This window comes from Paenibacillus sp. JT22N1, from assembly GCF_059692155.1.
In genome coordinates this window covers 59,465-73,541 of record NZ_JCAUAW010000009.1, presented here as the reverse complement: position 1 = coordinate 73,541, position 14,077 = coordinate 59,465, and the positions used below count along the sequence as shown (strand labels likewise).

The 14,077-nt window shown below is 43.7% G+C and carries 7 protein-coding genes; 5 read left to right on the top strand and 2 right to left on the bottom strand.

Annotation, left to right across the window (positions count from 1 at the left end; genetic code table 11):
* The first annotated feature begins 100 nt into the window (after positions 1-100).
* From AC58UU_RS18130 to AC58UU_RS18120, 3 genes are all read left to right on the top strand, one after another.
* Positions 101-2,752 carry a glycoside hydrolase family 3 N-terminal domain-containing protein gene (locus tag AC58UU_RS18130; protein WP_497317951.1) on the top strand — a complete coding sequence of 884 codons (2,652 nt, stop codon included), beginning with the start codon at positions 101-103 and terminating at the stop codon, positions 2,750-2,752.
* A 173-nt stretch (positions 2,753-2,925) separates the two neighbouring features.
* Positions 2,926-5,703, top strand: a complete 2,778-nt coding sequence (locus AC58UU_RS18125; protein WP_497317949.1) for a glycoside hydrolase family 3 C-terminal domain-containing protein — start codon at positions 2,926-2,928, stop codon at positions 5,701-5,703.
* Between the two features lie 72 nt (positions 5,704-5,775).
* Positions 5,776-7,554 (top strand): S-layer homology domain-containing protein, encoded by a 1,779-nt coding sequence (locus tag AC58UU_RS18120; protein WP_497317947.1) that lies wholly within the window; start codon positions 5,776-5,778, stop codon positions 7,552-7,554.
* An 84-nt stretch (positions 7,555-7,638) separates the two neighbouring features.
* Here AC58UU_RS18120 and uidA read toward each other — a convergent pair whose 3' ends face one another.
* Together uidA and AC58UU_RS18110 are read right to left on the bottom strand one after the other, a co-directional pair.
* On the bottom strand, positions 7,639-9,432 hold the full coding sequence (gene uidA, locus AC58UU_RS18115) for a beta-glucuronidase (RefSeq protein WP_497317945.1): 1,794 nt from the start codon (positions 9,430-9,432) through the stop codon (positions 7,639-7,641).
* Positions 9,433-9,454: 22 nt separating this feature from the next.
* Positions 9,455-10,819 (bottom strand): glycoside-pentoside-hexuronide (GPH):cation symporter, encoded by a 1,365-nt coding sequence (locus AC58UU_RS18110; RefSeq protein ID WP_497317943.1) that lies wholly within the window; start codon positions 10,817-10,819, stop codon positions 9,455-9,457.
* Between the two features lie 250 nt (positions 10,820-11,069).
* Between AC58UU_RS18110 and AC58UU_RS18105 the strand changes: the two genes are divergently transcribed.
* On the top strand, positions 11,070-12,425 hold the full coding sequence (locus AC58UU_RS18105) for an ABC transporter substrate-binding protein (protein ID WP_497317942.1): 1,356 nt from the start codon (positions 11,070-11,072) through the stop codon (positions 12,423-12,425).
* 233 nt (positions 12,426-12,658) lie between these two features.
* A complete protein-coding gene (locus tag AC58UU_RS18100) occupies positions 12,659-13,999 on the top strand; it encodes an ABC transporter substrate-binding protein (RefSeq protein WP_497317940.1) in 1,341 nt (446 codons plus the stop codon).
* The last annotated feature ends 78 nt before the right edge of the window (positions 14,000-14,077 follow it).

Here is a 14,077-nt window from a genome sequence, read left to right as displayed (position 1 = left end):
ATGCTACATTGTCTTGTTAATCCCCTTGATTCCGGATTAGGGTATTTAATTGTATTTGAAAGCGCTTTTAAAAAACGAGGTATGTAGGAGGATAAAAAATATGACGTTGAATTCGAATCAATTTAAAAAACTTGCGCTATCTTTAACGATGCTATCTTCGTTTGCTATATCTAATGTAAGCGCTGCCGACGGCAAAGATCAGCCTGAAATCTCCAATCATGTAAAGAACGTTCTTGCAGTCGATGGCAAGCAATTCAAAGATTTAAACGGGAACAGCAAATTGGACCCTTATGAAGACTGGAGACGTCCCGTTGACCAGCGGGTAGACGATCTCGTATCCAAGATGACGATCGCGGAAAAGACCGGAATGATGCTTTCCATGTCGCATTATATGGGAAATAGCAAATCCTGCCCGGCGCCGGATGCAGGCGGAACACCCAATGGCATACTGTGTGAGAATGACCTGTGGCAAACCATTAACAACTTTGCTGTTCCGGGAAGCGAAATGTATGTGCTGGATCCGCCGGTGCTTGGTGCATCTGCTGCTACCAAAGGCATTACAGAGCGTAACTTGCGCTACTTTATCATTCGTGACAATCCAAATGCAAAAGATCTAACGATCTGGACCAATAAGATGCAGGAAGTAGCGGAGAGCACAAGGTTAGGCATTCCAGCCATCATGATCTCGAACCCGAGAAACCATACGTCAAGTCTGGGTTTCGGATTTAGCGAGGCTTCAGGGCAATTTTCTACCTGGCCGGGCGAACTGGGACTTGCAGCAACGAATGACCCGGACCTGGTGAAGAAATTCGGTCAAATTGCCAGACGAGAATGGGACGCATCCGGCATTCGCAAGGGCTACCAGTATATGGCGGATATCGCTACAGACCCTCTTTGGATGCGATACAACGGTACACTTGGCGAATCGCCTGAATTATCGGGGAAAATGATTACTGCTCTTATTGAGGGCTTCCAAGGCGAACAACTCGGTCCACATAGCGTTGCCCTGACCACCAAGCATTTCCCTGGCGGCGGTACGCGTCTGGACGGCCATGATCCCCATTATTCATGGGGGAAACCGAATCCTTATCCGACTGAGGGCAGCTTATTCAAGTATCATGTTCCTTCTTTCCAAGCAGCTATCGCTGCGGGTACCTCTTCTATCATGCCTTATTACGCTAAATTCGATAATTCGTTGAACGCGCCTCAGCTTCCAAACGGACAGACGTTTGAAGAAGTAGGCTTCTCTTACAACAAATACATCATAACGGACGTATTGAGAGGTCAACTTGGATTCAAGGGGTATGTGAACAGCGACACCGGAATTATTACTGCCATGCCTTGGGGCGTCGAAAATCTGACTAGGGTAGAGCGGTATGCCAAGGCAGTGAATGCCGGTGTTGATCTCATTGCTGGAGATCACAATCCTGCAGACCTTGCCCAAGCAGTCAAGGACGGCTTGATTACCGAAGAGAGAATTAATCAATCGGTAACACGGCTGCTGACAGAATCGTTCGAGTTGGGATTATTCGAGAACCCTTACAGGAATCCGGAAGCTTCCCAAGCTATTGCCGATGACCCAACTTCGCAGCAATTAGCGGATGAAGCGCATCGTAAGTCGGTCGTGCTCCTGCGTAACGATAATAATATTTTGCCTCTGACGGACGCGAAACTCGCAAATCAGAAGCTGTATGTTGAGGTCGTGGCCAAATCGAATGCTGCGACGCAAACCGCTAATCTGAAAGCTGCAATCAAGCAATATGATCCTGCAATCATTCTAACGGATAGTCTTGAAGAAGCAACACGTGCCTTAGTCTACGTAATTCCTAGCGGTATATCGGATAAACCGGACGTGCCGTTATCCGTAGTGCTTAACGCTGATACTGGAGTCGATGTAGCGAAGATCAAAGCGATTGAAGACAAGGTTCCCACCATCTTGACTATCAATATGAGCAGTCCTTGGCTGATCGGGGAAATAGAAGAAAAGGCTGCTGCTGTCGTGAGTGTGTTCGGAGTGAAAGCCGAAGCATTGGTTGATGTGCTTCGTGGCCGTTATGCTCCTACCGCTAAGCTTCCTTTCACGTTGCCAGCTAACCAAGTAGCGGTTAACAACAACAAGAGCGACGTCCCTGGCTACGATGAAGGTCCTGACTACGTCTATCGTGACAAAAATAACAACGCATACGGGTTTGGTTTTGGTTTAAGTTATAAGAAAGAAAATCTTGATTCTTACGATTGGGCGAAAAAACAGCTTGAAGAGCTGGCTTCCAAAGAAATTTTGGATAAAAGTGTAAATCTTGGCCAATTCGTTACGCGTGGTGACTTTGTAGTCACATTGCTGCATGCATTAGGTCTGGACAGTAGCAAGAGATTGGGCGAACGATTTGCCGATGTAAACGAAAGTGACTATTATAATAATTCTTTGAGAATTGCCAAAGGTTTAAACATTATTGATGGCACGGGCAACAATGTATTTGATCCTCAAAAACCGATCTCAAGAGAAGACATGATCGTATTGACTGAGCGTGCGCTCCAAGCAGTCAAACCGTTATCGGTCAGCCCGAAGGCCGAAAAGCTAAAACAATTTAACGATTATCTCGAGGTATCGGATTATGCGGTACCTAGCATGGCAGTACTCATCGAGCTGAAGCTTGTTTCCGGTTATAATAATGCGATCCATCCTAAAGAATCTACTAACTGGGCACAAGTAGTCGCTTTGATGTCTAACATTTACGCTAATATCAGAAAATAATTGTTATTATTTACAAAAAAGCTTCTCGAATCCATGAATTGGTCGTTGACTTGTCTGTAATGAAAGGGTGGAAAAGCACTTTAGGAGTGTTGACCATGCGGTTAAAAGGGGATTTACGAATACATTAATCTCTTTTTTCTTTTGATCTATCATACCATTAGGAGGGATTCGGTTTGGCTTCAAATTTTCTTTCAAAAAAACTTACATTGACTTCACTTATTTTTACGTTGATTTTCACCATCGCCAGTGGCAACATCGCAAGCAGCGCCGTTGCCGCTGAGACAACGAATACTTCAACGCCTTGGCTGAATGCATCGCTCACTCCCGAGGTACGTTCCGGACTTCTCATTGACGCGATGACATTGGACCAGAAGATCCAGCAGCTCGCCGGGAGTCCCGGAATTAACCCGCAGCTTCCCCAATGTGGAAATACTTTTCGGCACGTTAACGGCATCCCCGAGCTCGGGATCCCGAATTTCCGGATCACCAATGGTCCCGTTGGTCTTGGTGGCGGTGACTGCAACCCGCAGGACAAGGCCACCGCTCTGCCCGTCGCGCTCGGGCTCGCGGCCAGTTTCGATACTGACCTCGCGTACTCCTTTGGAAACTTGATGGGTGGCGAGGCTCGGACGCTCGGCCTTCACGAGCTCGAAGGGCCCGGCATGAATCTTGCACGCGTAGGGGAAGGCGGCCGCAACTTCGAGTACATGGGTGAGGACCCTTACCTCGCTGGCCTCCTATCTTCGAGCGAAATTCACGGAATTCAAGACAACAACGTCATCGCGATGGCGAAGCACTACGTGCTCAACGATCAGGAGCAGAACCGTGGCACGGTTAGCGTAAACATCGCGGAGAACGTGCTTCACGAGCTCTATCTGCTGCCGTTCGAGATGTCAGTCAAAGATGGCAAAGTCGCCTCGATGATGTGCTCATACAACCGAGTAGGCAACATATACGCTTGTGAGAACGAGTACTTACTGAAGACCGTCCTTCGTGACCAGTGGGGTTTCAAGGGTTACGTCCAGTCCGACTTCGGCGCAACGCACTCGACAGCCAATGCGCTTAATGCCGGTTTGGATTTTGAGATGCAGTCCGGCACGTGGTTCTCGAACGCGAGAATTAAAGCGGCACTCGCCGACGGAAGCCTAACGATCAACACGATCAACCAGGCTCTTGACCACCGATACGTGCAGATGTTCAAGTTCGGCGTCTTTGACCGGCCGGCCGTGCAGGGCACCATCGACGCTCAGGTCAACGGGGCTAAATCCCGTGAGATAGCCGAGCAAACTGCCGTCCTGCTGAAGAACAATGGTAACCTGTTGCCGCTCAAATCCTCCGTGAAGTCAATCGCTCTGATCGGCCAGGCAACCTTCGCCGACGCCGCAGTAGCCGGTGGCGGCGGCAGCTCGCGAGTCTCACCGTTATACACGGTTGCCCCGCTTGCGGGCCTGCAAAATACTCTTGCGAAGCTGGGTTCGAACGCGACGATCACGAAGGTGATCGTGGCCAATGACAACAGCAACCTCGAATCGGCAGTTGATGCAGCGAAGAATGCCGATGTCGTGATCCTTATGGCCGGCGTCGTGACCAGCGAGGGCAGGGATCGTCCCAGCCTTTCCTTGCCGAACAACCAGGACGTGATGATCTCAGCTGTCGCAGCTGCGAACAAGAACACCGCGCTCGTGCTCAAGGACGGCGACCCTGTCCTCATGCCATGGATCAACGAAGTCCCAGCGATTCTCGAAGCCTGGAACCCGGGCCAGGAGGACGGCAACGCTGTTGCCAACCTGCTTTTCGGGCTATCCAACCCATCCGGTAAGCTCCCGGTGACCTACCCGGTCTCCAAGGCTGACACGCCCACGAGTACCGTCGAGCGCTACCCCGGTGTCGGTAGCGGTACTGGCGTGATTCCCCAGGTATACTACTCTGAGGATCAGAAGATGGGTTACCGTTGGTATGATGCCCAAGGTATCACCCCACAGTTTGCCTTTGGTTACGGCCTTTCTTACACCAATTTCAAGATTTCTAAGCTTGAAGTCACACAGAAAACAAACGATGGGACTAAACCGATTCAGGTGTCAGTCTTCGTGAAAAACACTGGATCCGTCGCAGGTGCTGAAGTGCCTCAGGTCTACCTGGGTCTGCCTGAGAACGCGAACCAGCCGCCAAAGCGCCTAGTTGGATTCGATAAGATCTGGCTCGCTCCCGGTGAGGAGAAGAAGGTTACCATCACCATCGACCCGGCCGCTTCGAACCACCCGCTTTCCATCTGGGACGCTGACGCTGACGCGTGGAAGACCCTCGATGGTAATTACAAGGTGTACGTCGGCAACTCCTCGAACAACATCACGTTGACCGACTCCTTCACGGTTGGGAAAATGGCTACACTGACCGGGAAAATTTCCGCAACAGCCGGAGAAACATTTAGCTTGAACTACGGCTTGAAAAATGTAACAAGTAGTGTTTATCAGGCAGTTTACGCGCAGGATCTGACACTTAATTTTGATCCGACTCAATACGAATTTGTTGGTGCACAGTCCTTGAAAACAGGCTTATCTGTTGTAAAACAAGATCAAATCGAGCCCGGCTTAATACGAATTCTGCTCGCAAGCTTAGGGGCAGACAATGCGGTCAAAGCGGAGGGTGATTTGCTAAGTATCCAAATGAAAGCAAAAACAAACATACAGTCGGCGAACCCCATTTCCTTAATACGCATCGTTGTATCTAATGCGAATGGGGTAACGACTCAACTGGGCGATGTTTCTCAAACCTACTATAAATCTGATTTTAACGGTAACGGCGTGATGGACATCGGTGACTTGGGTATCATTGCCGCTGCATACGGTAAGAAATTAAGTGATGTGAATTGGACTAATTATCAGTTAATGGATCTGAATAATGATGGCATTATCGATATTATCGATCTAGCCACGGTAGCACGACTAATTTAATCATACAAATGTAAAGGCAGGGGGAAAGTTTAGAGACTTTTCCCTGCTTTTATCGAAAGGATGGTCTTCAAAGTGAGACGAAACTTACAGTCATTCGGCTTAATGGTATTGCTTAGTATCGTGTTTTTGCTGCCGCAGGTCGCTTTTGCTGAGACTACTCAATCATTTTCCTTGGGGCTGAATAACTCTCAGGTGACGCTAGGGAATGAGATTCAGGTTACCGTCACGGGAAACAATGTCACTGATCTATATGCTTATGAACTGAATCTCGATTTCGATAATACGATGCTTGAGTTTACAGGAATTAGAAGCGGTGTTTCCGGAGGGTTTTCAGTCGATCCTCAGGTGAATGGCAATCATCTGCAATTTGCGTTTACTAAGGTTAGCAAAGTACCGGGTGAGAATGGAACTGTAAATCTTGCCACCGCAACATTTAAAACGATCCGTCAAGGGAGCGCTGGGCTTCAGCTGAAAAGCGTGAAGCATGTCGATAGTAAATTGAATTATAATACGAACAATGTTGATGCGATGGTGACCGCGTCGATCGGCTCGAGTAGTAACGGTAATAACGGTAATTCAACGCCATCAACAGGAGCCATGAGCGGAGGTTCGGGTGGAAATTCGGTTGGTATTGGCGATATCACGCAAAATGGCCAAGCTAGCGAGGGAACCATTCACTTACAAACCGGGGATGCAAAAATGGACGTGGCAACGAAAACGGCAACCTTTGCCTTAAGTGAAGCCAATTGGGAAAAGGCAATTCAACAGGTAGCAGCAAATGAAAATGGAATCAAGAATATCAAAATTGAAATGAAGGAAGTACCGGGTGCGGAAGCCTATAAACTGCAAGTTCCATCGAAGTTGCTCTCAAATAGCGTGTACTCGGTTCAAATACAAGTTGTATCGCCTCTTGCTACGGTATACATCCGAAATAATATGTTTCATGCAGATGAACTATCTGGCGACAATGTCTCGCTGAAAATCGGGAAAGCTGATGTCAGCAAGCTGGATAATAATGTGAAGAATCGAATTGGCGAGCGGCCCGCCATTGATATAAGCGTGCAAGCTGGCGACAAGATTATAGCCTGGAACAATCCGAGTGCTCCGGTGACAGTACGCATGCCCTATTCGCCGAATGATGATGAAAAGCAGCACCTTGAGCATATCGTTGTATGGTTTTTGTCCGACGATGGACAAACGATCCCAGTACCAAATGGCAGATATGATTTGAAAACGGGTACAGTTGTATTTACGACAACACACTTTAGTAAATATACAACAGCATTTGTTCAAAAGACGTTTGATGATATTACTTCCTTGGATTGGGCAAAAAACCAGATTGAAGTACTTGCTTCTAAGGGAATTATCAGCGGAATCTCGGACAAATCATTTGACCCTGGTAAGCCGGTCACACGCGCGGACTTTTTAGTCTTGTTAGTACGCACTTTAGAGCTAGATAGCAGTAGAGGAATGGGAGACAAATTTGCAGATGTACGTGAAGGCGATTACTACGACCAAGCTTTGAGAATCGCAAGAGGAATTGGCATTACGGTAGGAGTAGGCGATAATTTATTTAAACCTAGCGAACCAATCACAAGAGAAGACATGATTGTGTTGGCAGAGCGTACGCTAAGAGTGGCGAAACAAATGACTACCAATCCGAAAGAAGAACAACTAAAACAATTTAGTGATTATACAAATGTATCGGATTACGCGGTTCATAGCGTGGCTGCACTAATCGAGATGGGGCTTGTTCATGGTTATGATAATGCTATTCATCCTAAAGATACTACGAATAGGGCCCAAGCAGCTGTTTTGATGTATAACATTTTCACAAATTTATATAAGTAATATACGGATCAGTTCAATCATTGAAAGGACAGTCGAATGATATTCGGACTGTCCTTTTCTAATCGTATCCTTGTTTGAATTTATTTATTTTTTATAATTGTAATTCTTGATATTCTGATATCTTTCACGCAGTAAATAAGCTGCTTTCTTTGGTTTTCGATCTCTGGTGAATACACCTTTCTTATTGCCTTCAACTCTCATTATGCCTTGTTTGGTTGCGAAATCGGCAAAGTTCCAGACATGCTCCCCGATTACAAAATCAAGCTCGTCGAACACTTGGTGATATGTCTTCAAGAATTCACATTGGAATTCTTCAGTCCACATGGTCGGTACAGATGAGGTAAGTCCTTGCATCGTGTCTGCGCCAAACTCTGTTAGGAATACTGGTTTTTCAGCTGTTTCCCGCCATTCAAGCAATTCTTTTTTTAGTTCCATTCCGGCTGTTTCTAAATCGCCGCTATTTACATACCAACCGTAGTAACGATTGAGACAAATCACGTCGCTTAAGCTATGAATCTTACAAGCCTTTGGAGTTGCTGCCAGGAAACTGACTATAGTAAGCGGACGAGTAGGGTCAAGTTCCCTAGTAAGTTCTACCAACGGTTTAAAATATTCATAAGCGCCTTCTTCTTCGCCTGCAGGTTCGTTGGCAACAACCCACATCACTACGCTTGGGTGATTTTTATCGCGTCGAATCAATTCTTTGATCGCTTCTCTATGGCTTTCTTGCGATTGGACGGTATCCCAAGTATTCCTTTTCTGTGATGACATGAAGCCGCCTAGTGTCAAATGCAATCCTACAGCAGCAACTTCATCTACTACCACAATGCCTTCGCGGTCGGCCATTCGCATGATTTCTTCGGAATACGGATAGTGAGACGTCCGGAACGAGTTCGCTCCAATCCATTTCATCAAACTGAAATCTTTTACATTTATAGCGTCATTTAATCCTTTGCCATGAATGTCAGTATCTTCATGTTTCCCAAAACCTTTAAAATAAAATGGTTTTCCATTAATCAGGAATTGAGTGCCTTCTACTTTTACCGTACGAATCCCGAAGGTTTCATCATAGGTGTCCACTATTTGACCATCTGGGCTAAGTACTTGTACCCGAAGCGTATACAGATATGCAGCCCCTGGTTCCCATAACACTGGATTATTTACCTGAATGACGCCGTTAATTCTTGATGCTTCACCGACAATGATCTCATCTTCATTTAGAATACTAATTTGTACCTTGGAAGTTCCTTCGACTTGTACCTCGTATTTAACAATACCCGTAAGATCTGCTAAGTCAGTTTGAATCGTAATATCTTTGACATATTGTTCGGATGTCGTGTATAGCTTTACAGGTCTGTGAATACCGCTGTAATTAAAGAAATCATGGAAGTAATTTTGTTTTTTGATTTCTTCGCCTGCACTATTTTTTCTGATTTCCAATTCTCCAATAGGAATTGTAGTTAAGTCTAATACGTTATTAACCATAACAGTAACTCTGTTTTTACAATCAAACCGAACATACGGAGCAATATTTTCTTCAAAAGGCGTATAGCCTCCTGAATGCTCCATGACTTCTTGTCCGTTGACCCATACTTTTCCGTAATGCGTTACACTATCAAAACGAAGTACGATTCTTTTACCGCTCCAAGATTCAGGCACGTAAAACTCTCGTTCATACCATACGTTACCTACATGTTCTTTAACTTTTAAATCCTCTGTGAGTTCATTGTAGCTTGCGGGAACAGGCATCGGGATCGTATCTTGAAGCTTACTTTTTGTTGGGTCAAATGGGACTCCATGTTGATCCTCTAGTTTAAAATTCCAAATACCATTTAATTCGACTAGTTCTCTTTTCGTATTATTTTGTGGATATAGCATTCGTAATCGCTCCTTCAATTTTTTATTTTGAATCCTTGCTCACTGCTAATTCATCTAAAATTTGCTTATGTTTAACATCCGTAAGATTATAGAAGAAAGCAAATATGATAGCTGCAACAAGAAAAGACGCTGCAGGAAGCAAGAAATATAACCATTTTAAACCTTCTAATGTTTTTGCGGATTGAACTGTATTAGGTACATAACCGATTACACCAAGAACAACGCCAGGTAAAAAGCCAGCTAACGCTTGAGCAAGTTTTCTGAAAAAGCTATAGGAAGAATAAATAATACCCTCCGTACGCTTTCCGGTTTTCCATTCGTTGTACTCAATGATATCGGCAATATGAGCCCACAGTAGAGTATTCGGGATGGCCAAACCAAAAAAAGAGATACTATAAAATATTAAGAATGTGGAGGTTTGAGTAGGTAGACCAAAGTTAACCAGTTCAGCAATGATACAAATGCTTAGGCCAATAAGGAATGTGTTCTTCTTTCCGATCCTTTTGGTAATCACTGGTGTAAGGAATATTGCAAGTAAAGTGACTCCCATTCCCAATGATGAGAAGATGCCAATCAGATGAATGTTATTTAGATTGTACTGCGCATAGTAGATTTGAACCGCCTGTTTGATATAGGTTGCAGAAATAATAAAAATAGACATAAGACAGATGACAACCATCGGACGGTTAGTTATGATCGATTTATAAATTTCAATTAACGGAACTTTCTTCGATTTGTGGACTCCGCTAGACCCAAAATTTTCTTTTACATTTCGATAACATAAATAATGCGCAATAATACCTACTATTGCCATAACGGCCATTGCTACAGGATATCCTACTTTTGGATCTTGAAACTTGGTAATCATAGGTATAACCGCAATTCCGGTTATAAAGAGAGCGATTTGGAATCCTAATCCTCGGAAAGCGGCAAGCTTTGTACGTTCGACGGGATCGTTCGTCATCACAGAGGACAGTGAACCGTATGGAATATTGACTACAGAGTATGCAAGTCCGAACAGCATATATGTAGCGAAAGCATAGACCACTTTTGAAGAATAAGAGAAATCGGGAGCAATGAAAGTCACTACTGTCATTGCAGCAAGGGGAATAGAACCAAATAAAATGAAAGGTCTAAATTTACCGTTTTTTGAATTGTACTTCCTTGAATCTACAAAAGAGCCCACTGCTGAATCAGCAAATGCGTCAAAGATTTTGGATATCAGAAAAACGAGCCCCGCCGTATAGGCAGAAATCCCTAAAACATCTGTATAAAATTTCAAGAGATAGATTTGTCCCAAATCGAACATCAATCCATTCCCAAGGTCCCCAGCTCCGTACCCCAATTTTTCTCTAAGACTTAATTTTTGTTTTGTCAGGCTGTTCATAACTGTTGCTCCTTCCCTTGCTGGCGAGGTGAATCTCATTTTTAAATATATAGAAGTTCATAATTGAATACATCGAAGGATTTTTTCTAAAATGAAAAAAATTTGACTTGCAGAAAAAATAATTCAAAATGCGCAAAAATTGTTGCATGTTAATGGAATTGATCTGTACTATAATTCATCTGTATCCGCTTACATTTAAATCGAAAATGCAATGTATAGTGGAATTAAAGATGAAAAGGGGATTGATTCGATGTTCAATAAAACAATTCGTAGTCTAGCAGCTATCTCAATCATCGCGGGATTGTTGGCCGGTTGCGCTACCAGTACTGGTACTACTGCTACTGGAACCAATACTCCGGGGGCTGCCGACAAGAAAGCCGAGCAGGTAACACTGAGATTCCACTTTTGGTATAATGAAGACCAGGACAATTGGAAAACCGTCTATAAGGAGTTTGAGAAAAAGTATCCAAACATCAAGATTGAATCAGTAACCGCTGGAGACAACAATTCAATCGAGTATTTGAAAAAACTTGATCTTGCCGCCGCATCCGGCGATCAAATTGATGTGATGATGTTCTCGGCTCCTCAATATTACTCGCAGCGAGCGGCTATCAATATGCTGGAGCCTCTTAACACTTACATAGCAAAAGATGGCTATAAGGTTCAGGACGACTATTATTTTGACCCATCCATTGGTGACAAAACTTATGCGCTTCCAGCCAAAAAAGTTTCTTTCTTTGTCATGATGAATAAAAATCATTTGGATGAAGCAGGCTTACCGGTTCCCAAGGATTGGACCTGGGATGAATTCCTCGACTATTCGAAAAAGCTGACCAAAGGTGAGGGAACGAATAAGCGGTATGGAAACTACTTCCATACATTCCCTCTATTCTATCAATTTGCTCAGCTGACTCAGATGGACGATTACCTCCTGTATAAGGCGGATGGTAAGACTTTGAATGTAGATACCCCGTTAAATAAAAAATGGCTTGATATCCGCAAGCAAGCGGAAGTGGTGGACAAATCCACAACACCATATGCAGAAGTAATCAGCCAAAAGCTGAATTATAGGCCTCAGTATTTCAATGAAAAAGCAAGTATGATTATAACAGGAGACTATATGATTCCAGAAGCTGGCGGAACTGATAAAGTGCCCGCTAACTTCAAGACTGTTTTCGCACCTTTGCCAAAAGTGAACAAAAGCGACCCGATCACAACAACCTCAGGCTCAGATCTCATGGCTGTCTACGCAAAGTCGAAACACAAGGAGGAAGCTTACCAATTCGTCCGTTGGTACACGACAGAAGGAATCCAATTGCAAGGGAAGTATATCTCATCTTGGAAAAAAGCAGATGTTAGCAAAACAATCGATAACCTGATAGCAGCTTCCAAAACACCGGATAAGGTCGATAAGGAATCTTTGTTGTACGTGATGAAAAACAGCATTCCACAAAAATTCCGCATCCCGGCGCCTTATAGCGATGAAGTTGACAAAGCTTATGTTAAAGAAGTGGAAAGATTTCTGCTTGGCGAGGTAGATACGGATACCGCAATTAAAAATGCGTCTCAAAAGGTGCAAGAAGTCATTAAAAATAACAACAAATAAAAAAATCAACGGTCTTCTCAGTCGAACTGAGCTGGCCGTTGATTTTTTCTTGTATAAGGATACTTGTCCCAGACACACTAGGTAAATGTTGCGGAAAAATTTTTTTGTTATTTGCAAAAATTGTTGAATGTTTATGAAAGAAGTTTGACGTATGATTCATAAATAGCCACATGAACCAGCTTTCATAACATGAGATTATAAGTGGTGCTATTAAGGAGAAAAGGGGATTAACGATGCTCAATAAAACAGTTCGAAGTCTGACTGCTATTTCAATCATCGCAGGATTGCTTAGTGGGTGCACGGGTAGTCCTAATGCTAAAAATTCGGAGGTTACCGACAAAAAAGCCGAACAAGTAACACTGAAATTTCACTTTTGGTATAACGAGGATCAAGACAATTGGAAAAACGTCTACAAGGAGTTCGAGAAAAAATATCCAAACATTAAGATTGAAGCGGTAACTGCCGGGGACAACAATTCTATAGAGTATTTGAAAAAACTTGATCTTGCCGCCGCATCCGGTGATCAAATCGATGTGATGATGTTCTCTCTCCCACAACAATACGCGCAGCGTGCTGCCATAAATATGCTCGAACCTCTCAACGATTACATTGCAAAAGACGGATATAAGGTACAGGATGAATATTTCATTGATCCTACCATAGGAGATAAGGTCTATGCACTTCCCGCAAAGAAAGCTACCTTCTTTGTCATGTTAAACAAAAATCATTTGGATGAAGCAGGTCTGCCGATTCCCAAAGATTGGACCTGGGATGAGTTCCTCGACTATTCGAAAAAGCTAACAAAAGGTGAAGGAGCAAATAAGAGGTATGGAACCTACTTCCATACGTTCCCTCTATTTTATCAACTGGCTCAGTTCAATCAGATGGACAATTACTTCCTTTATAAGGCCGATGGAAAGACGCTTAATATAAACACCCCGCTAATAAAGCGTTCGCTCGATATCCGCAAACAAGCGGAGGTTATAGACAAATCGGCAACGCCGTACTCGGAAACCATCAGTCAAAAACTAAGCTATAGACCTCAATATTTTAGTGAGAAAGCGAGTATGATTATTACTGGGGATTTCATGATTCCTGAAGCAGGGGGTACGGATAAAGTCCCAACTAACTTTAAGACAGTTTTCGCACCTTATCCAAGAGCGAGTAAGAACGACCCTATCACAACTACTTTAGGTGGAGATCTTATGGCTATGTACGCAAAGTCGAAGCATAAGGAAGAGGCTTACCAATTCATTCGTTGGTACACAACGGAAGGAATTCAGCTACAAGGGAAATATATCCCGTCATGGAAAAATGCAGATGTATCTAAAGCACTCGATAACCTAATTGCTTCATCTAAAACTCCTGATAAGGTTGACAAAGAATCTTTACTATACGTAATGAAAAACAGCATTCCGCAAAAATTCATTATTCCAGTATCTTATCATGACGAAATAGACAAAGTTTATAATAAAGAAGTTGAAAAGTTTTTACTCGGTGAAGCAGATGCGGATACTGCCATTAAAAATGCTACTCAAAAAGTGCAAGAAGTCATAAAAAATAACAGCAAATAAAAATCAAAATCAACGGTCTTCTCAAATGAACTGAGATTGCCGTTGATTTTGATTTTCCTTATATAATGTCTTATGGTA